Origin of the sequence: Actinomadura livida (assembly GCF_014648675.1) — a bacterium.
GTDB classification, from domain to species: Bacteria; Actinomycetota; Actinomycetes; order Streptosporangiales; family Streptosporangiaceae; genus Spirillospora; species Spirillospora livida.
This window is the reverse complement of the sequence record NZ_BMRO01000006.1, coordinates 428,617-452,451: the sequence shown is the minus strand read 5'-3', so window position 1 is coordinate 452,451 and position 23,835 is coordinate 428,617. Positions and strand designations below refer to the sequence as shown.

Here is a 23,835-nt window from a genome sequence, read left to right as displayed (position 1 = left end):
GGAACACGGCGTTAGGAGACACGGTATGTCACTGACCATGCGGCCGGGGCCGCTCGCCGGCTCGCCGGGAGACGAGGTCAACTTCAGCATCGACGGGCCGGAGCACCGGCTCTTCATGCACGACTTCCCCCGGCGGGTCCGCGCCCGGTTCGGCGGGGAGACCGTCCTCGACACCGAGCGGGGCCAGCTCCTGCACGAGACCGGGCTGCTTCCCGTCCTGTACGTGCCTGAAGAGGACGTCCGGACCGATCTGCTGGAGAAGACCGACCACACCACGCACTGCCCGTTCAAGGGCGACGCCTCGTACTGGACGGTCCGCGCCGGGGACCGGGTGTCGGAGAACGCGGTGTGGGCGTACCCGGAGCCGAAGCCCGAGACGGCGTGGCTGCGCGGGTTCCTGGCGTTCTACTGGCGCCGGATGGACGCCTGGTACGACGAGGACGAGGAGGTCCGCGGCCATCTGCGCGACCCCTTCCACCGCGTCGACGCCCGCGACTCGTCCCGGCACGTCCGGGTGCTGCTGGACGGGGAGGTCATCGCCGAGACCGAGCGGCCGAAGGTGCTGTCGGAGACCGGGCTGCCCAACCGCCTCTACATCCCGGCCGCCGACGTCCGCACCGACCTCCTCGGCGAGAGCGGCAAGCGGACGGTGTGCCCGTACAAGGGCGAGGCGACCTACTGGTCGTTGGAGGGAGCGGAGGACGCGGCCTGGTCCTACAAGGAGCCCCTGGAGAACGCCCTCAAGGTCGCCGGCCACCTGTGCTTCGACCACGAGGCCCTCACGATCGAGGCCGGCCCGCCGCGGGGCGCCTGACCGCGCGGGGGCGGCCGGATATTGGGGTCGCGCCGGGACGGCTCGCTGCCGGATGATTTCACCATGGTGGACACATCCCTGTACGCGGCGTTCGTCGTCGCGGCGCTCGCCCTCTGCCTCACGCCGGGGCCCGACATGATGTTCGTGGTCGCCATGGGCGGCCGCGGCGGCCCCGTCGCGGGGGTGCTGGCCGCCGCGGGCGTGGGGACCGGCGCCCTCACGCACGCCGTCGCCGCGATGCTCGGGCTCTCCGCCCTCTTCACCGCACTGCCCACGCTGTACCACGTGCTGCGCTGGGCCGGTGCCGCCTACCTGCTGTACCTCGCGGTGAAGGCGTTCCGGGACCGCGGCGATCCCGTGGGGGAGCCGGACGGCGCCGGGCCGGAGAAGCAGCACGCCCAGCGGCGGCGCGCGTACTGGCAGGGCGTCGTGACGAACCTGCTCAACCCGAAGGTGATCCTGTTCAACATCGCGTTCCTGCCGCAGTTCGTGAACCCGTCCCTGGGCCACCCGATGATGCAGTTCCTCGTCCTCGGGATCACGCTCGTGCTGATCGGCCTCGCCGTCGACTCCGGGGTCGGGCTGCTGGCCGGGCGGCTCGCCGACCTCCTGCGCCGCAGCCGGCGGGTGGCGCGCGGCCTGAACATCTTCAGCGGCACGGTCTTCACCGGGCTCGCCGTCCGGCTGGTCGCCGTGCCCAAGTGACGGCTTCCGGTTTACCGTCCGGGTGACTCTGGGCATGTCAGAGATTCAGGCGAGGCCGTTTACTTCGGGTCCCGAGGAGAAGGCTGGTGGCACCGTACGCGGCGACCCCTCAGCGCCCGGAATTCTGGGCGGCGCTCGACTCCGCGCAGCAGTCCGCGCTGCGCGCCGCCGGGCGTCCGAGGCAGTACCCGGTGAAGAGTCCCCTGGTGTACCAGGGCGACGAGTCCGACCACGTGATCATCATCGAGCGGGGCTGGGCGAAGGTGACGTCGGCGACCGAGAACGGCCACGACGTGGTCCTCGCCGTGCGGGGGCCCGGCGACCTGCTGGCCGAGAGCGCGGTGCTCGGCGGCCGGCCCCGCACCGCGACGGTGACCGCGCTGTCGCCGATCCGCGCGCTGGTGGTGCCCGCGGCGCGCTTCACCGGCTTCCTGGACGAGCACCCGGACGTGTGGATGCTCGTGACGGGCACCTTCGTCAAGCGCCTCGACGACTCGGACCGGCGGCTGCGGGCGCACGTGACCAGCCGGGGCACCCGGCGCCTCGCGATGCTCCTGGCCGAGCTCGCCGAACGGTCCGTCCAGCACGCGCCGCCCGCGCCGGACGGCTCGATCGAGATCGGCCCGCCGCTGTCGCAGGAGGAGCTGGGCAGCTGGATGGACGCGTCCCGCGAGACGGTCGCGCGGGCCATGCACGGCCTGCGCCGGGAGGGCCTGATCCGCACCGGCTGGCGCAAGATCACCGTGGTGAACCTGCCGGGGCTGCGCGAGTTCGCCAAGGAGAACGACTAGCCGCCGCACCGGGTCCGCGCACGGAACTTGTCAATGGCAAGATATGATGCGGCCATGAGCGGCGGCAGCTACCACCACGGCGACCTGCGGCGGACCATCATCGAGGCGGCCGTCGAGGCGATCTCCGAGTCGGGCCCGGCCGCCTGGAGCCTGCGCGAGCTGGCGCGCCGCGCCGGCGTCTCGCACGCCGCGCCCGCGCACCACTTCGGCGACCGGGCGGGGGTGCTGACGGCCGTCGCGGCCGCGGGCTACGCCCGGTTCGCCGACTCCCTGGAGGCCGCGGGGAGCGAACTGGACGAGCTGGGCCTCGCCTACGTCCGGTTCGCCGTCGAGCACCGGCCCTACTTCGAGGTGATCTTCCGGCCCGAGCTGTACCGGCCGGACGACCCGGAGGTCCGCGCCGGCCGGGGCCGCGCGAGCCGGGTCCTGACCGAGGGCGTCCGCGGCGCCGGGGAGGGCGGCCGGACGGCCTCGATCGCCGCCTGGTCGATCGTGCACGGCTTCGCCCATCTCTGGCTGAGCGGAGCCCTGCCCGCCGACCTCGGCGACGATCCCGTGGCCGCCGCCCGTCCCGTCATCCACCACCTTTTCGGACGCTGACCGACCCGTTGCCGCTGTCGAGGGCCTTGCCCCCGTGCTCCCCGTCGCCGTGCTCGCCGTTCCCGTGCTCCGCGTCCGGGTGCCGTTCCGGGACGACCGCGAGGTCCGTCCGGTACCGGCGGTTGAGGGCGGCGCGCACCCGGGTCGCGACCCGCCGGGCGCGCGGGCTCTCGACGCCGTCGATCGGCCGCGGGACCTCCAGGACGGCGGCGGGCGCCGGGCGCGGATCGGTGATCGGGGCGATCGCCTCGTCGGAGAGGGGCCGCTCGACCTCGCTGTACCCGCCGTCCGGGGCCCGGCGGATGATGCCGGTCTCCAGGCCGTGCTGGACGAGGCCGAGGTCGCGGCGCTGCAGGCCGAGGCAGATGCGGTAGGCGACGACGTAGCCGACGACCGGCCCGAGGATGATCAGCCCGCGGAAGAACCAGGTCGTCGCGAACAGCGAGATGTGGAACCGCTCGGCGATGACGTCGTTGGCGCCCGCGAGCCAGAGCGTCCCGAAGAACACGATGCCGGCGACGCCGATGGCGGTGCGCGCGGGGACGTCCCGGGGGCGGTCCAGCAGGTGGTGGATCTGGTGGTCGCCGGTGACCCAGCGTTCGACGAACGGGTAGACGGCGAGGCCCGTGAACAGCAGGCCGGGCACGACCAGCGCCGGGACGAGCACGCTCATCGGGACCGTGTGCCCCCACGCGGTGATCTCCCACGCGGGCATGATGCGCAGCGAGCCCTCCAGCCAGCCCATGTACCAGTCGGGCTGGGACCCGGAGCTGATCGCGCCCGGGTCGTACGGGCCGTACAGCCAGACCGGGTTGATCTGGAAGAGCGCCGCGAGCAGCACGGTGACGCCGAGCACCCACAGGAACATCGCCGTGGTCTTGGCGATGAACACCGGGAAGAACGGGTAGCCCCGGACGGTCCGGTTGGTGCTGCCCTTGCCGGGGAACTGCGTGTGGGTCTGCCGCCACGTCAGCACGATCGCGTGCAGCGGGATCAGCGCCGCGAGGAGCCCCGGGATGAGCAGGATGTGGATCACGTACAGCCGCGGGATGATCGCGGTGCCGGGGTACTCCCCGCCGAACAGGAACATCACCGCGTAGGAGCCGATCAGGGGCAGCGACGCGAGGACGCCCTCCAGGATCCGCAGCCCGGTGCCCGACAGCAGGTCGTCCGGCAGGGAGTAGCCGAACAGGCCGTTCAGCATGACGAGCATGAACATGAGGATCCCGATGAGCCAGTTGAGCTCCCGGGGCTTGCGGTAGGCGCCGCTGAAGAAGTTGCGCAGCAGGTGCACGAGGATCGACGCCATGAAGATGAGCGTCGACCAGTGGTGGATCTGCCGGACGAGCAGCCCGCCGCGCACGTCGAAGCTGATGTCGAGGGTGGAGGCGTACGCCTCGCTCATCGCCACGCCCTGCAGCTGGGTGTAGGAGCCGTCGTAGATCACCTCCTGCATGCTCGGCTTGAAGAAGAAGGTGAGGAACAGGCCGGTCAGCAGGACGACCACGAAGGAGTACATCGCGATCTCGCCGACCAGGAAGCTCCACTGGTCCGGGAACGCCTTGCGCAGGGACCTGCGGGCGAACCCGGTCGTCCCGAACCGCTCGTCGAGGGCCTGCGCCGTCCCCTCGACGGCCTTCGGCGGCCTGGGCCCGCCCGGCCCGCCGCCGGCCGTCCGAATCCCCGCCATCGTCAACGTCCTCTCGTCGCACAGCCTCGTCCACGCGCTTGCCGCGCTCTGTGCATACGACTGATCCGGCGCGGCGAATGTGACATCGCGGGATGTGGCGCCGATCACACGATTTGCCGCGATTTGCCGGGACGGGTCCGGGCGGGTCGGGATGGGCGGGGCGGCCTCAGCAGGCGGGCACGGCGGCGCCGAAGCGGCGCCGGTAGCGGGGCCGCCAGCTCGTCCGGTAGAAGAGCCGGATCGGCGGCGGCAGCAGGTGCAGGACGGCGCGGCGCGTCGGCTCCGGGGCGCCGTCCAGCAGCCAGGGCAGGAAGACCCCGAGCCCCCGCATGCCGATCTCGCGGCGGAACTCGACGTCGAACGTGCCCCATTCGAAGGCGGTGAGGGTGCCGGGGATCAGGGGGAGTACGTCCGACTCCTTGTAGTCGAGCAGCGCGTTCACGGACGCGTGCAGCTCCGGCGCGTAGCGGGCGAACATGAGGCGGTCGCGCTGCTCCACCGCCGCGTCCACCGCGTCGATCAGCGGGACGACCTTCACCGCCCGCAGCGCCATCTCGTCGAGCACGGCCCCGAGCCGCCCCGGCGCGTCGGCGTCCTTGGCGTACATCACCGTCCAGAGGGCGCTCTTCTCGGCGCGGTCCTGGACGTGCCAGTGGAAGGTGAACAGGGACCATGTGCTCGCCGTGGCCGCGTCCATCGGCACGGCGTCCGCGCCGGCCGCGGCGGCCGTCCGCGCGGTGTCGCGGCGGAACGCGTCGTAGGCGGCGTGCAGCATCGTCAGGTCGAACCGTCTGGGTTCGCAGCCCATGGCGCCTCCCAAGCTCTCCTCCGGTGCCGCCCGCGCGGGGCACCCGAAGAGAAGATGGTCCGAGCATCCCCGATTGTGACGTGATCCGGGACACACCCCTTGTGATGTGCCCCACGCCGCGGCGAAGTATTCGCCGGGCCCGCCGGACGGCGGCGCGCCGCCTGCCGGTACCTTGTCGGGACGTAACGCCCGGCAGGGCGCATGCGGGAACACGTGGGAACACGAGGGAAGGAGCCGTGGATGGCTGTTGAGGCGGCGGGCATCGACATCGCGTCCCTCGTCCTGCGGATCTCGGTCGGCGGCACCCTGATCGCGCACGGCTGGAACCACGCGTTCGGCGGCGGGAAGATCGAGGGCACCGCGGGCTGGTTCGAGTCGATGGGGCTGCGGCCGGGCAGGCTGCACGCGCTGATGGCGACCGGCACCGAGCTCGGCGCGGGCCTCCTGCTGCTGCTCGGCCTGCTCACCCCGCTGGCCGCCGCGGGCGCGGTCGGCACGATGGCCGTCGCGCTCATCACCGCCCACCTGCGCAACGGCTTCTTCATCTTCCGGCCCGGGCAGGGCTACGAGTACGTCCTGATGATCATCTTGGTGGCGTGCGCGCTGGGGGCGCTGGGCGGCGGCGGCGCCTCCCTCGACCGGGCGCTGGGCATATCCGACGACCTGTCCGGCTGGACGGGCCTCGCGATCACCGCCCTCGCCGGCGGCCTCGGCTCGGCCCTACTGCTGGCCGTCTTCTGGCGTCCCGGCCGCCGGCCCGCCGGGGAGACCGGAGAGTAGCCCGGGACACGGGGGAGCGGCATGGCGAGGGCCGGCCTCCGCGCGGCGCGTGGAGGCCGGCCCCGCGGCACCGGCGGGGGACGGTGCCTGCTCCAGGGGGCTACCGCCAGGTGTCGTTCGCCGTATGGGAGGCCGTCCCGGTGGTGTAGCTGCGGTTGGCCCCGTCCTCCCAGGTCACGGCGCCCGCGTCGGTCTTCTTGAGGTACTTGTACTCGATCCTCGTGCCGGCGGGCAGCGTCACCCGCCCGCTCCAGGCCGGGTAGTTCGCCGGGGAGAGCCTGACGGCCTTGGCCGGGTCCCAGGAGCCGAGGGCGGGGATGTCGCCGACGACGTGGACGCTCGTGCCCCAGGTCGTGGTGGCGTGCACGTTGAACGTGTCGGTGACGGTCTCGGGCGGGGAGGTGGGCTGGGACGTCGGCGATCCGCCGGACCTCGCGTCCGCGTGGATGGCGACGGCGCCGCCCGCGGGGATCGTCACGGTCGCGGTGCCGCCGGACACGGTGACGGCCGTTCCCGCGCACCCGCCGGACCCGGTGCCGCCGGTGACGACGTCGCAGTAGACGCCGTCCGCGAGCCCGGTCCGGTAGGCCGCGGTGGACGGGCCGGACGAGTCGTTGAGGCCGATCCAGCCGCGCGACCCGCGGCTGAAGCCGATGACGTCGCCGGCCGTCGCGGTGAAGTTCGACACCGCCGGGGCGGACGCGGTCGCGTTGCGCCAGCCGACCATGCCCTTCATCCCGGTGGAGCGGGTGATGCACTGCCACCCGGCCGAGCAGTCCGCGCCGGTGACGAAGCCGCGCGAGTCGGCGGGCGGCGACTGCCCCTTGGACGACCAGGTGAACCCGTCGTAGACCGCCGGCTTGCCGTACGGGTAGGCGAGCATGAAGTAGTTGGCGAGGGTGTAGTCGCCGCCGTTCTTGTAGCTGAGCGTGGAGCCGTCGCGCTCGGTGTCGTGGTTGGTGACCATGGCGTAGGTCTGGGAGCCGTCGGCGTCCAGCGACCAGGACGGGATGCCCGACAGGTTCGCCAGCGTGCCGTTCTGGAACTGCGCCTTCAGGCCCATCGCGTAGGCGAAGCCGAGGACGTCGCCGTTCCTGGTGAACGCGGTCGCCCTCAGCTCCGGGTTGGACGCGCCAGGGAAGATCTCCTGGGCGATGTAGGGCCGCTTGCCCTCGGCGGCGGTGTCGTTGAGCGCGTTCTTGATCGCGGCGAAGTCGTCCTGGTCGATGTGCTTGGCGGCGTCGACCCGGAACCCGTCGACGCCGAGCCCGATCAGGTCGTTGAGGTACCCGGCGATCTTCCCGCGGACGTAGGAGGACTGCGTCTCCAGGTCCGACAGCGACACCAGCTCGCAGTTCTGCACCTCCGACTTGTCGTTCCAGTCGTCGATGCCCGCGTCATCGTCGTTGCAGTATCCGTCGTCGGCGTGGTGGAAGTCGCCGTACCCGTACGGGACGGCCGGGTAGGTGAACCCCGTCGGGTCGAACGTGGAGCCGCCGTAGGTGGTGTTCACCGTGTTGTTGTGGCCGGCCATGTGGTTGATGACGGCGTCGACGTAGACGCGGACGCCGGCGTTGTGGCAGGCGCTGACCATGGCGGCGAACCCGGCGCGGTCGCCGAGCCTGCTCGTCAGGCCGTAGGAGACGGGCTGGTACACCTCCCACCACGGGTGGGCGCCTTCATTGGTGCCGGCGAGGCTGACCGACTCGGCGGGCGGCGCGACCTGCACGGCCCCGTACCCGGCGGGGCCGAGATGGTCGGTGCAGGCGTCCGCGACGGAGGGCCAGTTCCATTCCCAGAGGTTGGCGGTGACGTCACTTGCGTTCAGCGCCGCCCGCGCGGACGGCGCGGCGCTGGCGGTGCCGTCCGGGAGCAGGGCCGCGGCGGGTGCCAGGCCGCCGAGGACGAGGGCTCCCGCGGCGAGCAGGGACAGGCGGCGGGGGATTCTTGCGCGTTGCATTGTGGGCGAACTCCTGTCACTGGGCGCCCAGGCGCCGGCTTAGGGGGCCGCCGGCACCGGGGACGCCCGAGGGGGTGGGGACGGCCGTCCGCGATGCACCGTGAGAATGCTCTTTTCTTGCAGCAGCGTCAAGAGCTTGCGCAAGATTTCAGTTGACTTTCAGAAAGTCGACGAGGGTCATCCGCTCCCGTTCCGCGCCCCGTTCCCTGACTCGTTCGCGGCGGCGGTGAGGCGTTCCCGCTGGGGGACCACCGTGTACTTGGGGTCCTCCGCCGACTGCACGCCGGCATGGAAGATGCCGAAACGGGTGCAGGCCGAGCCCGCCAGGAGCGCCGCCCCGCTGAGCGCGGCCGCCGTGCGGCCGCGCCCGGCGAGCAGGACGCCCCCGGCGGTGCCCGCGGCCGTCAGGATCTCGCCCGCGCGCATGTACCTGCCGGCCTTGCCCGTCTTGTACGGCTCGGCGACCAGCCCGGCTCGATGCTCGATCAGTTTCGCCGCCGCCAGCTCCAGCACCGCGCCGAACACCGCGGCGGTGCGCATCGGAGCGGCCTCGCGGGCGGGGGAGACGACCAGCCCCATCCCGGCCGCGGCGGAGGTGGCCGAGCCGGCGAACACCATCGGCAGCTCCCGGTGCACGTCGTGCCAGGAGGGCACCGCCGTGTCCGCGGCGAGCGCCGCGGTGTAGGTGGCGACCAGCGGGCCGAGGACGGCGGCGCCGGCGGTCGCCGCGGCGCCGAGGCGCGGGAAGAGCCCGGTCGCGTCCAGGACGGCCGCCGCGCCCGCGGCCGGGCCGTAGGCGCCCAGCAGCCAGGAGCCCATGCTCATCGGCGAGGTGGGCTTCATGACCCGGAGCATGTTGGCGAACCGCGCGGGCCGCCCGAGGTCGTGGATCAGCAGCGCGGTGGACCCGCCGATGGCCGCCAGCGAGGAGATCTTCATCGCCCGCGCGGCGGCGGGCCGCCCGGTGAGCTGCGCGCCGGCGGCCAGCACCGACCCCGCCCCCGCCAGGCCGCCGAGGAAGAAGTACCCCGCGATGTCCGTGGCCTTCCAGGTCGGCGGGTTCAGGATCGGCAGGCCGTAGTAGGAGGTGAACTCCGCCTCCGGCACCATCGCCCGCTCGCCCCGGCGCCGGCCGCGCCGCCCGTTCCGGCGGGCCAGGCCCTTCCCGATCTCGGCCTCGCGCCCCGGCCGCTCCCCGTGCACGCCCTCCTTGCTCACGCCGGGACCGCCCTCGCCCGTTGCGCCCTCGCCCGTCTCGGACCCGCTCGTCCCGTCCCCGCTCATCGCCCGGCTCCGTTGCGGCCGTGGACGGTGAAGACCGCCGCGAGCCCGCCGAACAGCGCCGCCGCCGCGATGCCCGCGTGCTTCCAGATGGACCCCAGGTCGCGGGTGGTGACGACCGGGTCGGGCGGCAGCCCGTACACCTCCGGCTCGTCCAGCAGGAGGAAGAACGCGCCGTCGCCGCCGACGCCGTCATCGGGATCCTCGCCGTACAGGCGCGCGTCCTCCACCCCGAGGTCGTGGAGCTGCTCGACGCGCAGGGCGGCGCGCTCGCGCAGCTCGTCCAGCGGCCCGTACTGGATCGAGTCGGTCGGGCACGCCTTCGCGCAGGCCGGTTCGAGCCCCCCGCCGAGCCGGTCGTAGCACATCGTGCACTTCCAGGCCCGGCCGTCGCCCTTGCGCTGGTCGATCACCCCGTACGGGCAGGCGGGGATGCAGTAGCCGCAGCCGTTGCAGATGTCCTCCTGGACGACGACGGTGCCGAACTCGGTGCGGAACAGCGAGCCGGTCGGGCACACGTCGAGGCAGGCGGCGTGCGTGCAGTGCTTGCACACGTCGGAGGCCATGAGCCACCGCATGTCCGTGGGCCCGCCCCCGGCGGCGCCGGCGTGCTCGACGCCCGCCTGGGCCCGGCCCATGGGCTTGTTCTGCTCGATGAACGCGACGTGCCGCCAGGTGTCGGCGCCGAGTCCCTGGGTGTTGTCGTAGGACATGCCGGTGAACTCGAGGCCGTCCTCGGGGATGGCGTTCCACTCCTTGCAGGCCACCTCGCACGCCTTGCAGCCGATGCACACGGACGTGTCGGTGAAGAAGCCCATCCGGGGAGGCGGGTCGGTATAACCCGAGTTCTCGGTCACGTCGGGCTCGGGTCCCGCCAGCAGGTTCCGGCCCACGAGGCTGCTCATCCCATGACCTCCTATCCCCGGGGTGCCCGCTGGCCCCCTTCCCGGCGAGCCGGGCCCTAACCGGGGAACGGGTCCGTTGACGGGCATTTCGGCGCTGGATAGCTTCTGGGGATGATGGTCGAACGGGTCGGTTACGCGGGTCCACTGGACAGGACGCTCGGGTTGCTCGTGATCGAGGCGTCCGAGCGGGAGGTCGTGGCCGAGCTGGAGGTCACCGACAAGCTGATGCAGGCGTACGGCATCGTCCACGGCGGCGTGTACTGCGCGATCAACGAGACGGTGTGCAGCATGGGCGCGGCCCTGACGGTCGGGCTGGAGAGCCAGGTCGTCGGAGTCAGCAACCACACTCGGTTCATCCGGGCCGTGCGGGAGGGCAAGCTGACCGCCCGCGCCCAGCCGGTCGACCGGGTGGACGACCATCTGACGTGGCGTTCGACGATGACCGACGAGCAGGGCCGCGTCGTCGCCGAGGGCACGGTGAACCTGCTGAGGCTGACCCCGCCCGCCGAAGGCTAGAACGGGCGCGTCCGTGCCGTTACGCCTGCGCCATCGCCTTCCACTGGCGGTCGGCGACGGGCCGCCAGGTGTCGTGGCGCTCGTGGAAGAGGGCGCGGGCCTGGGAGCCGCTCCAGTCGGCCGGAAGCAGTTCCGCCGGCAGGCCCGGGTCGAGGAACGGGAACCGGCGCCACTCCTGGACGAGCCTGGTGTGCGCGGCGAACGTGCCGGGATCGTCAGCGGGCGCCAGGGCGCCCACGGCGTCGAGGAAGTCGTCGTAGGCCAGCGCGATGTCGTCCAGGCTCCACGCCTGCGCGGCCACGTGCCGCGCCTCGGCCAGGTCGCCGAGCCGCCCGGTGAACAGCGTGGAGGTGTCCGCGACGCCGATCTCCGCGAGCACCTCCCGGACCTCGGTGCGGCGCCCGGGATGCGGGCTCACCCACACGCCGGGGGCGAGGTTGCCGAGCCCGCTCCAGGCGAGCCGCGTCCGCAGCAGGTGCCGGAGCCTGCGGCTGGTCTCGGGGACGCCGGCGAGCACGATCAGCCACCGCCCGTCCCACGCGCCGGCCGGGCGGCCGAAGCCGTAGATGCGCTCGGTGCCGTCGGTGAGGAGCCGCTCCCCGGACGGGGTGAGCCGCCAGGCGGTGCGGCGGCCGTGCCGCTCGCCCTCGATCCAGCCCTCGCCCGCGCTGCGGGCCAGGGCCTGCCGGACGGCCTTCTCCTCCACGCCGAGCAGCCCGAGCGCCCGCAGGAACGCCGCCGTCCAGACCGGTTCGCCCGCCGGGAGGACGAACTCGCCCAGCACCGTCAGCAGCAGCGAGCGGGCGCTCGCGGCGCCCAGTTCGCGACGCCGCCGGAACTCCGGCCCGCCGCGCGCCGCGTCTCCTTCACTCACGGGCCCGTCACTCCCGGACATCCGCCTTCCCTCCCGGCCGGTCCTTCGCACCGCGGTCCGGTGCGGCCCCGCGCGGCCGGCGTCCAGTATCGCGGCACCCGCCGCACGGCACCGTCATTCCACAAGTCTATTGACTTGCGTTTTTCCCCTGTAGAGCATGTGTGACACGGTTCACGGCGAAGGGAAGCCCCCGATGACCGCGGAAACGGCGACCGCCCCCGTCCCGGCCGGCGCGTTCAACGCCGCCGGCTACCTGCTCCGGGCGGCGGAGCATCCGGACACCGCGGCCAATACCGCGCTGACCGGCCCGGGGGGCGACCTCACGTACGCCGATCTCGCCGGCCTCGCCTCGGACGTCGCGGCCGGGCTGGAGTCGTGGGGGGTGCGCGCCGAGGAGCGCGTGGTGCTGTTCATGGCCGACGGCCCCTCGATGGCCGCGGCGATCCTGGGCGCGATGCGGCTCGGCGCCGTCCCGGTCCCGGTGTCGACCATGCTGACCGGGGCGGAGCTGGCGGCCCTCCTCGGCGACGCCCGCGCCAGGATCCTGCTGGTCAGCGACCGGTTCGCGGTGCCCGCGGAGGCCGCGCTCGCGCTCGCGCTCGCGCCGGGCGTCCGGCACGTGGTCGCCGAGGGGCCTGGCGCCCTCCGCGCCCCGGACGGGGTGCGGGTGGGTACCTTCGACGACCTGGCCGCGGCGGGGCGCGCCCGGGACGGCGCGGTCCGCGACCCGTACCCGACCTCCGGCGACTCCAGCGGGCTGTGGCTCTACACGTCCGGGACGACCGGGACGCCCAAGGGCGCGATGCACCGCCACGCCAACATCCGGCACGTCGTGGAGACCTACGGCCGCCAGGTCCTCGGCATCACCCCGGAGGACCGCTGCTACTCGGTCGCCAAGCTGTTCTTCGCCTACGGGATCGGCAACTCGCTGTTCTTCCCGCTCGCCGCGGGCGCGACGGCGGTCCTGGACCCCGACCCGCCCACCCCGGCGTCGGTCGCCGGGCGGCTGGCCGAGTACCGCCCGACGCTGTTCTTCGCCGTCCCCACCTTCTACGCCGCGCTCCTGAACGCCGACGTGCCCGCGGACGCGTTCGCGTCGGTGCGGCTCGCGGTGTCGGCGGGCGAGCCGCTGCCCGCCGGGCTGTGCCGCCGCTTCACCGAGTGGCCGCCTTCTGCCGCGCGGGCCTCGCGTCGTTCAAGCGCCCCCGCGAGGTGCTGGTCGTGGACAAGCTGCCCACGACCCCGACCGGCAAGCTGCGCCGCTTCGCCGTCCGCGAGCTGGCCGCCGCGCTGCTCGGCCGCTGACCCCCGCGAGGCCAAATGCTACAAACTCTTGACGTTTTGCCCGGCTCATGTCGAACATGGGGGGGCGGCACGGCCGGCCGGCACGGCGGAAGGACAGCTCATGAGCAGCCCCGAGGGCACGGGCACGCCCCCGCACGTGGAGTTCCGCGTGGACCCGTCCGGCTACCGGCACTGGCGGCTGGACGTCGACGGGCCCGTCGCCACCCTCACGATGGCGGTGGACGAGCGGGGCGGGCTGGTCCCCGGCTACGAGCTGAAGCTCAACTCCTACGACCTCGGCGTCGACGTCGAGCTGTACGACGCGGTCCAGCGGCTGCGGTTCGAGCACCCCGGCGTCCGGGCCGTCGTGCTCACCGGCGGCAGGGAGAAGGTCTTCTGCGCGGGCGCCAACATCCGGATGCTCGCCGCGTCCCCGCACGAGTGGAAGGTCAACTTCTGCAGGTTCACCAACGAGACCCGCAACGGCATCGAGGACGCGACCGCGAACTCCGGCCAGACCTACCTGGCGGCGCTCAACGGCACCGCGTCCGGCGGCGGCTACGAGCTGGCCCTCGCCTGCGAGCACATCATGCTCGTGGACGACCGCTCCTCGGCGGTGTCGCTGCCGGAGGTGCCGCTGCTGGGCGTCCTGCCCGGGACCGGCGGCCTGACCCGGCTGACGGACAAGCGCCGCGTGCGCCGCGACCGCGCCGACTACTTCGCCACCAAGGCCGAGGGGCTCGCGGGCAGGAAGGCCGTCGCGTGGCGGCTCGTCGACGAGGCCGTGCCCCGCCCGGCCTGGGACGCGGCGGTCGCCGGGCGCGCGGCGGAACTGGCGGCCCGCTCGTCCCGCCCGGAAGGCGCCCGGGGCGTCGAGCTGACACCGCTCGGAAAGGAGCGGACAGAGTCGTCGGTGTCCTACCGGCACGTGTCGGCGAAGCTCGACCGCGACGCCGGCTCGGTGGAGATCACGATCGCGGGACCGGACTCGTCTCCCGGCGGCATCGAGGACGTCCACCGGCAGGGCGCGGGCTTCTGGACCCTCGCCATGACGCGCGAGCTGGACGACCTCATTCTCGACCTGCGCACGAACGAGCCGGCCCTCGGCACCTGGCTGTTCCGCACGAGCGGCGACGCGCGGCACGTCCTCGCCCACGACCGGCTCCTGCTCGACAACGCCGGAGACTGGCTCGCCAACGAGATCCTGCACTACCTCAAGCGGACGCTGAAGCGTCTCGACGTCACGTCCCGCAGCCTCGTCGCGCTGATCGAGCCCGGCGGGTGCTTCGCCGGGTCCCTGCTGGAGGTCGTGCTGGCCGCCGACCGCAGCTACCAGCTCGACGGCGTCTTCGAGGACACCGACCCGGACGCCGACCCCGCGGCGATCACCGTGACCGCGATGAACCTCGGCCCGCTGCCGATGGGCAACGGCCTCACCCGCCTGGCGACGCGCTTCCTCGGCGACGACGCGGCGCTCGCCGCCGTGCGCGACGCCGAGGGCAAGCCCCTGGAGGCCGCGGACGCCGAACGCCTCGGCCTGGTCACCTTCACGCCCGACGACATCGACTGGGACGAGGAGATCCGCATCGCCGCCGAGGAGCGGGCCGGCTTCAGCCCGGACGCGCTCACCGGCCTGGAGGCCAACTGCCGCTTCCCCGGCCCGGAGACCATGGAGACCAGGATCTTCGGACGGCTCACCGCCTGGCAGAACTGGATCTTCACCCGCCCGAACGCGTCCGGCCCGGACGGCGCCCTGTGCCGCTACGGGACCGGCGAGCGCGCCGACTTCGACCGAAAGCGAGTGTGACCATGCCGGCGAGCAGCGCGTCGGGGACCGCGGCCGACTACTCCGGGAAGATCCCCAACAACGTCGGCCTGCACGAGGACCGGCGGCTCCAGCGCGCCCTGGAGTCGTGGCAGCCCGACTTCCTCGACTGGTGGGAGTCGATGGGGCCGGCGCTCCCGACCCGGGACGTCTACCTGCGCACGGCCGTGAACGTCGGCCGCGACGGCTGGGCCCACTTCGGGCACGTCGCCATGAGGGACTACCGGTGGGGCATCTTCCTGGCGGAGCGCGACGCGGACCGCCGCATCGGGTTCGGCGCCCACAAGGGCGAGCCCGTCTGGCAGAAGGTCCCCGGCGAGTACCGGGCCGACCTCCAGCGCCTCATCGTCATCCAGGGCGACACCGAGCCCGCCTCCGTGGAGCAGCAGCGCAACCTCGGCGCGACCGCGCCCAGCCTCTACGACCTGCGCAACCTGTTCCAGGTGAACGTCGAGGAGGGCCGCCACCTGTGGGCGATGGTGTACCTGCTGCACGCCCACTTCGGGCGCGAGGGCCGCGAGGAGGCCGAGGAGCTCCTGCACCGCAACTCCGGCAGCGAGGAGTCGCCGCGCATCCTGGGCGCGTTCAACGAGGAGACCCCCGACTGGCTGTCGTTCTTCATGTTCACCTACTTCACCGACCGGGACGGCAAGTACCAGCTCGGCACGCTGAAGGAGTCCGGCTTCGACCCGCTGTCGCGGACGTGCGAGTTCATGCTCAAGGAGGAGGCCCACCACATGATGGTCGGCACCACGGGCATCGACCGCGTCGTCGAGCGGACCGTCCAGCTGATGAAGGAGCACGACACCGACGACGTCACGGCGCACGGCGCGATCTCGCTGGACGTCGTCCAGAAGTACCTGAACTTCCACTACTCGGTGTCGCTCGACCTGTTCGGGTCCGAGACGTCCGGCAACGTCGCGAACTACTACACCGCCGGGCTGAAGGGCCGCTGGCGGGAGGACCGCCGCAAGGACGACCACCGCCTCACCGGCGACGCGATGATGGTGGACGCCCTCGTCGACGGTTCCGTCGGGCAGACGGAGGTGGCCGCCCTGGTCGGCCTGAACACCGACCTGCGCCGCGAGTACGTCGCGGACTGCCGCAGCGGCGTGAACCGCTGGAACCGCATCCTCGCCGACGCGGGCCTGCCGCAGCGCCTCTACCTGCCGAGCGTCGCGTTCAACCGCAAGGTCGGCGCGTTCGCGGGCATCGAGGCCACCCCGCAGGGCGAGGTCATCCCGGCGGAGGAGTGGGAGCGGCGCCAGGACGCCTGGCTCCCGACCGAGGTCGACAAGACGCACGTCCGCTCGCTCATGAACCCCGTCCGCGAACCGGGCAGGATCGCGGGCTGGATCGCCCCGCCCCGCAACGGCATCAACGGCCGCCCGTTCGACTACGAGTACGTGCGGCTCTGACCGGGCGCGATCACAGCCCCCGGGAGATGACGAGGCGCTGGATCTGGTTGGTGCCCTCGAAGATCTGCATCACCTTCGCCTCGCGCATGAACCGCTCGACGGGGAAGTCGCGGGTGTACCCGGCGCCGCCGAGGACCTGGACGGCGTCCGTGGTCACCTTCATCGCGTTGTCGGTGGCGACGAGCTTGGCGATGGACGCCTCGCGGCCGTAGGGGCGCCCCGCGTCCTTCAGCCGCGCCGCCGACAGGTATGTGGCCCGGGCCGATTCGACCGCGGCGGCCATGTCGGCCAGCACGAAAGCCAGCCCCTGGTGCTTGATGATCGCCTTGCCGAACGCCTCGCGCTCCTTGGCGTACTGGACGGCGACGTCGAGCGCGCGCTGGGCGAGGCCGGTGGCGACGGCGGCGATGCCGAGGCGCCCCGCGTCCAGGCCGGCGAGCGCGATCGACAGGCCCTGGCCCTCGGTCCCGATCAGGTTCCCCGCCGGGACGCGGGCGCCCACGAGCCGGACGGTCGCGGTCGTCGACCCCATCAGGCCCATCTTGTCCTCGGGCTCGTCGAACTCCAGCCCGGGGGTGCCGGCGGGGACGTGGAAGCACGAGATGCCGCGGGGGCCGTCGTCCGACGTGCGGGCCATCACCGTGTAGAAGTCGGCCTTGCCGCCGTGGGTCGTCCACGCCTTGGCGCCGTTCAGGACGTAGGAATCGCCCTCGCGGACGGCCCTGGCCCGCATCCCCGCCGGGTCGGACCCCGCGTGCGCCTCCGACAGGCAGTACGCGCCGAGCCGCTCGCCCGACAGCACGTCGGGAAGCCACTCGGCGCGCTGCTCATCGCTTCCGTACGCGAACAGCGGGAAGCACGACAGCGCGTGCACGCTGACGCCGACGCCCACGCTCGCCCACGCCGCGCCGATCTCCTCCAGGACCTGGAGGTAGACCTCGTACGGCTGGGCGCCGCCGCCGAACTCCTCCGGGTACGGCAGCGTCAGCAGGCCGGCCCGCCCGAGCGTCGTGAACACCTCGCGGGGGAACGTCCCGCTCCGCTCGGCGTCCGCGGCGCGCGGCGCCAGCTCCTTCGCCGCGATCTCGCGGGTGAGCGCGACGAGGTCCTCGGACTCGGGGGTCGGCAGGTGCCGGGTGGCGGGCATGGGCGGACTCCTTTCGGCCCGCCCACAGTACCAAGAGCAGTACCAGCGAACCGCTTTTGGTACTGTCCCGGTCATGACCCCGCTGGACGGAGCGCACGCCACCCGGGCCACCCGGGCGCTGCGGCGGCGCGACCTCCTCGTCGGCCGCCTCATCGACGTCTTCCTCGACCGCGGCTTCGCCGAGCTGAGCGTCGCGGAGCTGGCCGCCGTCCTGCGCTGCTCGAAGAGCACCCTGTACTCGGTCGCGGCGAGCCGGGAGCAGATCATCGTGGCCGTCGTCCGGGCGTTCTTCCGCCGCGCGACCGAGCGCGTGGAGGCCGCGCTCGACGCCAACGCCGACCCGCGGGAGCGCGTCGGCGCGTACCTGCGCGCCATCTCCGCCGAGCTGGCGCCCGCGTCGCCCGCGTTCTTCGCCGACCTCGACGCCTTCCCGCCCGCCCGCGAGATCTACAAGCGGAACACGCGCTTCGCCGTCCGGCGCGTGCAGGGCCTCGTCCGCGAGGCGCTGCCCGGCGGCGGCGCGCCCGGCGCCGACGCGGCCTTCGTCGGCGCCGTCGCGGGCCAGGTGATGGAGTCCATCCACCGCGGCGAGATCAAGGCCCAGACCGGCCTGGACGACTCCGCCGCCTACGCCGCCCTGGCCTCCCTGATCGTCGCCCGGATGACTCCGGACCGCGCTTGCCCCGCGGACGCCTCAGACGGGTGACGACGACTGGACGGCGTGCTCGACCAGCGCCACCAGGACGTCGCGAGCCGTTTCGCGGCGCCGTACGTCGCAGAGCATCACCGGGACGTGCGGGTCGACGTCCAGGGCGTCGCGGATCTCGTCCACCGTGTAGCCGCGGGCGCCGTCGAACACGTTGGCCGCGACGACGAACGGGATCTCCCGCTGCTCGAAGAAGTCGATGGACGCGAAGCTCGTGCTGAGCCGCCGCGTGTCGACCAGGACGATCGCGCCGACCGCGCCGTAGGCGATCTGGTCCCACATGAACCAGAACCGCTCCTGGCCGGGCGTCCCGAACAGGTACAGCCGGACGCCGCCGGAGAACGTCAGCCGCCCGAAGTCCATGGCGACGGTCGTGGTCGTCTTGCGCTCCACGCCGTGCAGGTCGTCCACGCCGGCCGAGGCGTCGGTGAGGACCTCCTCGGTGCGCAGCGGGCGGATCTCGCTGACCGAGCCGACGAGGGTGGTCTTGCCGACGCCGAAGCCCCCGGCCACCAGGATCTTCAGCGTGTGCTGCGGCACGTCGTCGTCGAACGCGTGCGGCGCCGGGGCGGAGTCAGAGGCGGCGGAGTTCATCGAGCACTCTCATCAGTATGCGGGGATCGGGACGGTCGGGCCGCTCGCCGTGCTCGGCCTGCGGCATCTCCTCGACGAGGCCGTACTGGTGCAGGTCCTCCAGCAGGATCTGCACGACCCGGAACGGCAGGTCGGTCTCCGAGGCGAGGTCGGCGGGGGTGGAGGGGCGCCGGCACAGCTCCAGCAGCCGCCGCTGCTCGCGCGACAGCCACACCCGGTCGCCCGGCGTCCGGCCCGTCGCGACGAGGATGGTGACGAGGTCGACGACGAGCCCGCGGGGGCGGGTGCGCCCGCGGGTCACGGCGTACGGCCGGACGATCGGGCCCGCGTCGCGCCCGATCCACCGCTCTCTCGGCTTCTCCACGGTCGCTCAGTCCGACGCGCCCGCGGCCGCCGCGTCCTCGGCGGGCGTGCGCGGCGCGGCGGACAGGTGCCGCCGCACCCGCTTGATCAGCATGGTCGTCTCGTAGGCGACCAGGCCGGCGTTGCCGCCCGCGTCGCTGAGCACGGCCAGGCAGCTGCCGTTGCCGGCCGGCATGACGAAGAACAGCATGCCGTCCAGCTCCACGACGGTCTGCCGCACCTGCTTGGCCTGGAAGTGCTCGCGGGCCCCGTTCGCCAGGCTGTGGAACCCCGACGACAGCGCCGCGAGGAACTCGGCGTCCTTGCGGGTGACACCGCCCGACGCGCCCATGACCAGCCCGTCCCGGGACAGCAGCACGGCCTGGTGGACCTCCCCGACCCGCTCCACAAGATCGTCGAGCAGCCAGTCGAGCTCCCCGGTGGCATGGCTCTGCTGCGTCATGATTCCCCCCATTCGTCGCGCGGATCGTCATTGCCTGCTGTGTCCTCGGCGTCCCTTCCGCGCAGCCATCCCGACTGTAGCGAGGACATCAGGTCGCGGCTGAGTTCCGGACTCGGCTCGTCGAAGTCGTCGTCCGGGTCCGCGGCCTGCCCGGGCCGCGCGACGCCGCCCTCCCGGGACCTGCGCAACTGCGGTGCCAGGGCGCGCTGCCGCACCCGCCGGGGGAGGCGGCCGGTGACCTCGCTGTCCTCGGCCTCGGCGTCCTCGGGATCCCCGTCCCGGTGCTCGGCCCGGCGGCGCTCGCCGTTCTCCCCGCCCGCCGGCGCGTCCGGCGGCGCGGACGCCGGATGGGCGGGCGGCGGCTGGCCGTGCGGTGCCGCCGGCAGCGCCGGGCGGGCCGGGCGGCCGAGGCGGAGCCCGCCGCCCGCCGCCGCGCCGGCGCCCTGCGGCAGGAGCTCCCCGGCGCCGTCGGTGAGCCGCCACTCCTCGTCCACGACCACCAGCGTGTGCGGGACGAGCACGACGGCCGTCGTTCCCCCGTACACCGACGGCTGCAGCGACACCCTGATGCGGTGCCGCGCCGCCAGCCGCGCGACGACGAACAGGCCGAGCCGCTCGGTGTCGGCCAGGTCGAACTCGGCCGAGCTGGCGAGCCGCCGGTTCAGCTCCTCGCGCTCCTCGGCGGCCAGGCCGATGCCGCGGTCGACCACCTCGACCGCGAGCCCGTTGGCGACGCTCTCGACCTTGACCGTGACCTCGGTGGTCGGCGGGGAGAACGAGGCGGCGTTCTCGATCAGCTCCGCGAGCAGGTGGATGACGTCGGCGACGACGCCGCCGGTGACGGCGGCCGAGGAGGCGCCGGTCACCTCGACGCGGGTGTAGTCCTCGACCTCGGCGATCGCGGCGCGGACGACGTCCTCGGCGGCGACGGGATGGTCCCAGGCCCGCACGGTCGGCGACCCCGCCAGGATGACCAGGCCCTCGGCGTGCCGCCGCATGCGGGTGGTCAGGTGGTCGAGGCGGAACAGGTCGTCGAGCTCCTCGGGGCTGGCCGCGCGGCGCTCCATCTGGTCCAGCAGCCGCAGCTGCCGGTGCAGCAGCGACTGGCTCCGCCACGACAGGTTGATGAAGACGCGGTTGATGCTCGCGCGCAGGTCGGCCTCGCCGATCGCGGTGCTGATGGCCGTCCGCTGGACGGTGTCGAGCGCCTCGCCCACCAGGGCGACCTCGCGGGTCTGCCCGGTCTCCGGACGGGGCGTCTCGGCCTCCAGGTCCACGTGCTCGCCGCGCCGCAGCCGCTCGACGACGCGGGGGAGCCGCTCGTTGGCCAGCTCCTGCGCCGACCGCCGCAGCCGCCTGAGCTCGCGGGCGAGGCGCCGGGCGAACAGGAGCGACAGCGCGATGGACGCGATGACGGTGAGCAGTCCCACGCCGCCCGTGAGGTAGACCCGCAGCCAGATCCGCCGGTCGGCCGGCTCGACGTCGTCCTGCCGGATCACCTCGCTGGCCTTGAGGACCGTGCCGAGCCAGATCTGCCCGGCCTCCGTGGTGGTGGCCTTCCAGCGCTGCGGATCCGGAGCGCGCCCCTGCCGCACGACGGACCGCTCCAGCGCCGCGTACTCGTTGTAGGACGGGGCGTCCACCAGGGCGCGGGCGGTCTGCGAGGCACGGCCGCTGAGCTGGATGCTGCCCAGCTGGAACAGGTTCGTCCGGCCGCCCGCCCAGTCGGCGAACGCGGCGCGCTCGTCGGACTTCAGCCGGCCGCGCAGGCTGGAGAGCAGGAGGTCCTCGCGGAGCAGGAAGTCGTGCGACCAGAACAGGTACAGAACGCCCTTGTTCTGCGCGAAGACGGTGACGTCCTCCAGCGTCGCCAGCGTGCTGAGCAGCCGCGCCGTGTTGTCGAGGACGCCGCTGTAGGCGTTGATCGCGTCCAGCACGGAGATGCTCCGCGCGTTGACCCGCGAGCGGACGTCGGCCAGGCGGTCGAACTGGGCGGTGGTGCTCCGCATCCGCTGCAGCGCGTCGGCGTCCATGTTGGCGGTCGCCTCGGGTGACAGCGCCGCGGCGCGGAAGGCGGCCGTGACCTGGTCCGTCTTGGCGCTCGTCGCCAGGAACTTCTGCGTGGCCGCGGCGGAATCGCCCGCCAGCATGCCGACCGCCGCGGCGCGCTCCGCCTGCACCGCCTGCATCGCGTACCTGGACGGATCGCCGACGCGGTCGTAGTCCGCCGCGTACCGGTTCTGCCGCACCGCCTCGCTGATGGCGGGAACGGCCGAGAACGCCCAGAGGACCAGGAGCGACACGAGCGGGATCGCGAGGAGCGGCATGATCCGCCGTCCGATCGGCCGGGTGCGCGACCGCCTGCGAGATTCCTGCGCCTGCTCGGTTCCTGCCACCTAGTCGCTCCCCGTCGGTCCCCACCACCGGCCAAAGTCTGGGCAGCATACTTAGGTCCCTTACTCCGGGGCCAGAGGCACCTACCCCTTTCTCGCCGGGCGTTTCGCCGCCCCGCGCGGGGAGATCGGGGACCCCCGTTCGCTCCGCCGCGCGGACCGGAGACGGCCATTCCGCCGAACTGCCGCGCCGCCGATGATCTACCGGGCCGCCATTCGCCGGGATTCGGGTGATCAAGCAGGTCAACAAGTCATTCGACCGGACGGCGGCGCCGGCGGCCGAACTTATCGATCTTGGTAAAGGGCGGAAGAGGCGCGGTCAATGGGGCCGCACCGCACACCCGTTCGTCTTGTGGCCAGAAAAGGCTTATGTCAGGATTCGGATCCTCGTCCCCCGAGATCGGAGACAGGGTCATGCGCAAAGCCGCGCTGGCGGCACTCCTGGGCCTCTCACTCGCCACCACCACCGTGGCGGCGGTACCGGCCCAGGCGAAGCCGACACCATCCCAGTTGGCCAAGCTCGTCAAGCTGAAGAACGTCCGCCATCACCAGCAGAACCTGCAGAAGATCGCGGACGCCAACGGCGGCAACCGGGCCGCGGGGCTGCCGGGCAGCGAGATCACCGTCAAGTACATCGCGAATCAGCTCGAAAGGGCCGGATACAAGCCGACGGTGCAGGAGTTCACGTTCGACTTCTGGCAGGAGCTGTCGGAACCGGTCTTCGAGCAGACCGCCCCCGAGCAGAACGCGTTCGAGCCGGGCGGCGACTTCGCGACGATGCAGTACTCGGGCTCCGGCGACGTCACCGCCGCCGCCACCCCGGTGGACACCGCGATCACCGGGCTCGGCAGCGGGTGCGAGGCCGAGGACTTCGCGGGCTTCCCGGCGGGGAACATCGCGCTGATCCAGCGCGGCGGCTGCACCTTCGCCCTGAAGACCGACCACGCCATCGCGGCCGGCGCCGCCGCCGTCGCGATCTACCAGCTCCCCGACCAGCCCGGCCCGGTCGCGGGCACGCTCGCCGCGCCGTACGGCATCCCGGTCATCGGCCCGACCAACGCCGTCGGGACCGCCCTCGTCCAGCAGGCGCAGGAGGGCGGTGTGACGCTGCGCATCAAGACCGACACCTTCACCGAGGAGCGCCAGGCGTCCAACGTCGTCGCCGACACCCGCCGCGGCAAGGACGACAACGTGGTCGTGCTCGGCGCGCACCTCGACAGCGTCGCCGAAGGGCCCGGCATCAACGACAACGGCTCGGGCACCGCGGCGCTGCTGGAGATGGCCAAGCAGATCCACAAGCTCGGGCCCAAGGTCCGCAACACCGTGCGGTTCGCGTTCTGGGGCGCCGAGGAGGAGGGCCTGATCGGCTCGCAGCACTATGTCGACAGCCTGTCGGAGGAGGAGCGGGAGAACATCGCGCTCAACCTCAACTTCGACATGATCGGCTCGCCGAACTTCGTGCGGTTCGTCTACGACGGCGACAACAGCGAGGGCCAGAACCCGGTCGAGTCGCCCGCGGGCTCCGGCGCGATCGAGAAGGCGTTCACCGACCACTTCGCCTCGCAGGGCCTCGCCAGCGCCCCGACTCCGTTCAACGGGCGGTCGGACTACAACGCCTTCATCAACGTCGGCATCCCGGCCGGCGGCCTGTTCACCGGCGCCGAGGGCATCAAGACGCCCGAGCAGGCGAAGGTGTACGGCGGCACGGCGGGGGTCGCCTACGACCCGTGCTACCACGCGGAATGCGACCGCCTCGACAACGTGAACCTCAAGGGCTTCGACCAGATGATCGACGCCGCGGCGGCGGTCACCCAGAAGTTCGCGCACAGCACGCTGACCGTGAACGGCAACGAGCTCGCCAGGAAGCGGGTCCAGGTCAGGAAGCAGACGGTCCCCGACGTGATCGGCCACCACGTGACCAGGTGACCGGCTGAGCGGT

21 protein-coding genes are annotated in these 23,835 nt (G+C 72.7%); 10 read left to right on the top strand and 11 right to left on the bottom strand.

From position 1 onward, the window contains the following. Window positions 1-25 precede the first annotated feature (25 nt). The 4 genes from IEZ03_RS17150 to IEZ03_RS17135 all read left to right on the top strand — a co-directional run bounded on the left by IEZ03_RS17150 (window position 26) and on the right by IEZ03_RS17135 (window position 2,910). Complete coding sequence (locus tag IEZ03_RS17150; protein WP_184883335.1) at window positions 26-814, top strand: DUF427 domain-containing protein; 789 nt, start codon at window positions 26-28, stop codon at window positions 812-814. A gap of 63 nt (window positions 815-877) precedes the next feature. After that, window positions 878-1,519: a LysE family translocator gene (locus tag IEZ03_RS17145; protein ID WP_184883338.1), complete on the top strand. Its 642-nt coding sequence runs from the start codon at window positions 878-880 to the stop codon at window positions 1,517-1,519. A gap of 86 nt (window positions 1,520-1,605) precedes the next feature. After that, on the top strand, window positions 1,606-2,310 hold the full coding sequence (locus IEZ03_RS17140; protein ID WP_229808343.1) for a Crp/Fnr family transcriptional regulator: 705 nt from the start codon (window positions 1,606-1,608) through the stop codon (window positions 2,308-2,310). A gap of 54 nt (window positions 2,311-2,364) precedes the next feature. Next, window positions 2,365-2,910, top strand: a complete 546-nt coding sequence (locus IEZ03_RS17135; protein ID WP_184883340.1) for a TetR/AcrR family transcriptional regulator — start codon at window positions 2,365-2,367, stop codon at window positions 2,908-2,910. On the opposite strand, the gene qcrB is transcribed toward IEZ03_RS17135, so the two are convergent. Together qcrB and IEZ03_RS17125 are read right to left on the bottom strand one after the other, a co-directional pair. After that, the gene (qcrB, locus tag IEZ03_RS17130; RefSeq protein ID WP_184883342.1) at window positions 2,885-4,600 is read right to left on the bottom strand and encodes a cytochrome bc1 complex cytochrome b subunit; all 1,716 of its coding nucleotides are present in this window, start codon (window positions 4,598-4,600) and stop codon (window positions 2,885-2,887) included. The two genes, IEZ03_RS17135 and qcrB, sit on opposite strands and share 26 nt — an antisense overlap. A 166-nt stretch (window positions 4,601-4,766) precedes the next feature. Next, window positions 4,767-5,408, bottom strand: coding sequence for a hypothetical protein (locus IEZ03_RS17125; RefSeq protein WP_184883344.1), 642 nt, complete (start codon window positions 5,406-5,408; stop codon window positions 4,767-4,769). Between the two features lie 240 nt (window positions 5,409-5,648). Between IEZ03_RS17125 and IEZ03_RS17120 the strand changes: the two genes are divergently transcribed. After that, window positions 5,649-6,188, top strand: a complete 540-nt coding sequence (locus IEZ03_RS17120; RefSeq protein ID WP_184883346.1) for a DoxX family protein — start codon at window positions 5,649-5,651, stop codon at window positions 6,186-6,188. A 100-nt stretch (window positions 6,189-6,288) separates the two neighbouring features. Here IEZ03_RS17120 and IEZ03_RS17115 read toward each other — a convergent pair whose 3' ends face one another. The 3 genes from IEZ03_RS17115 to IEZ03_RS17105 form a co-directional block, all read right to left on the bottom strand. Then, window positions 6,289-8,148 carry a carbohydrate-binding module family 20 domain-containing protein gene (locus IEZ03_RS17115; protein WP_184883348.1) on the bottom strand — a complete coding sequence of 620 codons (1,860 nt, stop codon included), beginning with the start codon at window positions 8,146-8,148 and terminating at the stop codon, window positions 6,289-6,291. A 177-nt stretch (window positions 8,149-8,325) separates the two neighbouring features. Beyond that, window positions 8,326-9,432 carry an NrfD/PsrC family molybdoenzyme membrane anchor subunit gene (nrfD, locus tag IEZ03_RS17110; RefSeq protein ID WP_184883350.1) on the bottom strand — a complete coding sequence of 369 codons (1,107 nt, stop codon included), beginning with the start codon at window positions 9,430-9,432 and terminating at the stop codon, window positions 8,326-8,328. Beyond that, entirely contained in the window at window positions 9,429-10,247 is an 819-nt protein-coding gene (locus IEZ03_RS17105; RefSeq protein WP_229808355.1) for a 4Fe-4S dicluster domain-containing protein, read from the bottom strand. Before IEZ03_RS17105 ends, nrfD begins: the two co-directional genes overlap by 4 nt. 198 nt (window positions 10,248-10,445) lie before the next feature. Here IEZ03_RS17105 and IEZ03_RS17100 point away from each other — a divergent pair, with 198 nt between their 5' ends. Next, window positions 10,446-10,850, top strand: coding sequence for a PaaI family thioesterase (locus IEZ03_RS17100; protein ID WP_184883354.1), 405 nt, complete (start codon window positions 10,446-10,448; stop codon window positions 10,848-10,850). Window positions 10,851-10,869: 19 nt separating this feature from the next. Here IEZ03_RS17100 and IEZ03_RS17095 read toward each other — a convergent pair whose 3' ends face one another. Further along, window positions 10,870-11,724 (bottom strand): PaaX family transcriptional regulator, encoded by an 855-nt coding sequence (locus IEZ03_RS17095; protein WP_221480661.1) that lies wholly within the window; start codon window positions 11,722-11,724, stop codon window positions 10,870-10,872. Window positions 11,725-11,917: 193 nt separating this feature from the next. Between IEZ03_RS17095 and boxC the strand changes: the two genes are divergently transcribed. Both boxC and boxB read left to right on the top strand, forming a co-directional pair. Continuing rightward, complete coding sequence (boxC, locus tag IEZ03_RS17090) at window positions 11,918-14,815, top strand: 2,3-epoxybenzoyl-CoA dihydrolase (RefSeq protein WP_184883358.1); 2,898 nt, start codon at window positions 11,918-11,920, stop codon at window positions 14,813-14,815. A 2-nt stretch (window positions 14,816-14,817) separates the two neighbouring features. Next, a complete protein-coding gene (gene boxB, locus IEZ03_RS17085) occupies window positions 14,818-16,251 on the top strand; it encodes a benzoyl-CoA 2,3-epoxidase subunit BoxB (protein WP_184883360.1) in 1,434 nt (477 codons plus the stop codon). 10 nt (window positions 16,252-16,261) lie between these two features. Here the strand turns inward: boxB and IEZ03_RS17080 are convergent, their stop codons facing one another. Next, complete coding sequence (locus tag IEZ03_RS17080) at window positions 16,262-17,398, bottom strand: acyl-CoA dehydrogenase family protein (protein WP_184883362.1); 1,137 nt, start codon at window positions 17,396-17,398, stop codon at window positions 16,262-16,264. Between the two features lie 73 nt (window positions 17,399-17,471). Between IEZ03_RS17080 and IEZ03_RS17075 the strand changes: the two genes are divergently transcribed. Continuing rightward, the gene (locus tag IEZ03_RS17075; protein ID WP_221480662.1) at window positions 17,472-18,104 is read left to right on the top strand and encodes a TetR/AcrR family transcriptional regulator; all 633 of its coding nucleotides are present in this window, start codon (window positions 17,472-17,474) and stop codon (window positions 18,102-18,104) included. On the opposite strand, the gene IEZ03_RS17070 is transcribed toward IEZ03_RS17075, so the two are convergent. From IEZ03_RS17070 to IEZ03_RS17055, 4 genes are read right to left on the bottom strand one after another with little or no spacing between them, the layout of a single operon-like run. Then, window positions 18,093-18,698 (bottom strand): GTP-binding protein, encoded by a 606-nt coding sequence (locus IEZ03_RS17070; protein WP_184883364.1) that lies wholly within the window; start codon window positions 18,696-18,698, stop codon window positions 18,093-18,095. The two genes, IEZ03_RS17075 and IEZ03_RS17070, sit on opposite strands and share 12 nt — an antisense overlap. After that, window positions 18,679-19,062, bottom strand: a complete 384-nt coding sequence (locus tag IEZ03_RS17065) for a DUF742 domain-containing protein (RefSeq protein ID WP_184883366.1) — start codon at window positions 19,060-19,062, stop codon at window positions 18,679-18,681. Before IEZ03_RS17065 ends, IEZ03_RS17070 begins: the two co-directional genes overlap by 20 nt. A 6-nt stretch (window positions 19,063-19,068) precedes the next feature. Then, the gene (locus IEZ03_RS17060; protein ID WP_184883368.1) at window positions 19,069-19,503 is read right to left on the bottom strand and encodes a roadblock/LC7 domain-containing protein; all 435 of its coding nucleotides are present in this window, start codon (window positions 19,501-19,503) and stop codon (window positions 19,069-19,071) included. Next, window positions 19,500-21,899, bottom strand: a complete 2,400-nt coding sequence (locus IEZ03_RS17055) for a sensor histidine kinase (protein WP_184883370.1) — start codon at window positions 21,897-21,899, stop codon at window positions 19,500-19,502. The genes IEZ03_RS17060 and IEZ03_RS17055 overlap by 4 nt, the downstream gene beginning before the upstream one ends. A 366-nt stretch (window positions 21,900-22,265) precedes the next feature. On the opposite strand from IEZ03_RS17055, the gene IEZ03_RS17050 reads away from it, so the two are divergent. Further along, window positions 22,266-23,822: a M28 family metallopeptidase gene (locus IEZ03_RS17050; protein WP_229808342.1), complete on the top strand. Its 1,557-nt coding sequence runs from the start codon at window positions 22,266-22,268 to the stop codon at window positions 23,820-23,822. Window positions 23,823-23,835 lie beyond the last annotated feature (13 nt).

What these genes read in the sequence shown, in the direction of transcription:
- IEZ03_RS17150 (WP_184883335.1), top strand. Translation starts at nt 26, where the DNA reads ATGTCACTGACCATGCGGCCGGGGCCGCTCGCCGGCTCGCCGGGAGAC.
- IEZ03_RS17145 (WP_184883338.1), top strand. Translation starts at nt 878, where the DNA reads ATGGTGGACACATCCCTGTACGCGGCGTTCGTCGTCGCGGCGCTCGCC.
- IEZ03_RS17135 (WP_184883340.1), top strand. Translation starts at nt 2,365, where the DNA reads ATGAGCGGCGGCAGCTACCACCACGGCGACCTGCGGCGGACCATCATC.
- qcrB (WP_184883342.1), bottom strand. Translation starts at nt 4,600, where the DNA reads ATGGCGGGGATTCGGACGGCCGGCGGCGGGCCGGGCGGGCCCAGGCCG.
- IEZ03_RS17125 (WP_184883344.1), bottom strand. Translation starts at nt 5,408, where the DNA reads ATGGGCTGCGAACCCAGACGGTTCGACCTGACGATGCTGCACGCCGCC.
- IEZ03_RS17120 (WP_184883346.1), top strand. Translation starts at nt 5,649, where the DNA reads ATGGCTGTTGAGGCGGCGGGCATCGACATCGCGTCCCTCGTCCTGCGG.
- IEZ03_RS17115 (WP_184883348.1), bottom strand. Translation starts at nt 8,148, where the DNA reads ATGCAACGCGCAAGAATCCCCCGCCGCCTGTCCCTGCTCGCCGCGGGA.
- nrfD (WP_184883350.1), bottom strand. Translation starts at nt 9,432, where the DNA reads ATGAGCGGGGACGGGACGAGCGGGTCCGAGACGGGCGAGGGCGCAACG.
- IEZ03_RS17105 (WP_229808355.1), bottom strand. Translation starts at nt 10,247, where the DNA reads ATGGGCTTCTTCACCGACACGTCCGTGTGCATCGGCTGCAAGGCGTGC.
- IEZ03_RS17100 (WP_184883354.1), top strand. Translation starts at nt 10,446, where the DNA reads ATGATGGTCGAACGGGTCGGTTACGCGGGTCCACTGGACAGGACGCTC.
- boxC (WP_184883358.1), top strand. Translation starts at nt 11,918, where the DNA reads ATGACCGCGGAAACGGCGACCGCCCCCGTCCCGGCCGGCGCGTTCAAC.
- boxB (WP_184883360.1), top strand. Translation starts at nt 14,818, where the DNA reads ATGCCGGCGAGCAGCGCGTCGGGGACCGCGGCCGACTACTCCGGGAAG.
- IEZ03_RS17080 (WP_184883362.1), bottom strand. Translation starts at nt 17,398, where the DNA reads ATGCCCGCCACCCGGCACCTGCCGACCCCCGAGTCCGAGGACCTCGTC.
- IEZ03_RS17075 (WP_221480662.1), top strand. Translation starts at nt 17,472, where the DNA reads ATGACCCCGCTGGACGGAGCGCACGCCACCCGGGCCACCCGGGCGCTG.
- IEZ03_RS17070 (WP_184883364.1), bottom strand. Translation starts at nt 18,698, where the DNA reads ATGAACTCCGCCGCCTCTGACTCCGCCCCGGCGCCGCACGCGTTCGAC.
- IEZ03_RS17060 (WP_184883368.1), bottom strand. Translation starts at nt 19,503, where the DNA reads ATGACGCAGCAGAGCCATGCCACCGGGGAGCTCGACTGGCTGCTCGAC.
- IEZ03_RS17050 (WP_229808342.1), top strand. Translation starts at nt 22,266, where the DNA reads ATGTCAGGATTCGGATCCTCGTCCCCCGAGATCGGAGACAGGGTCATG.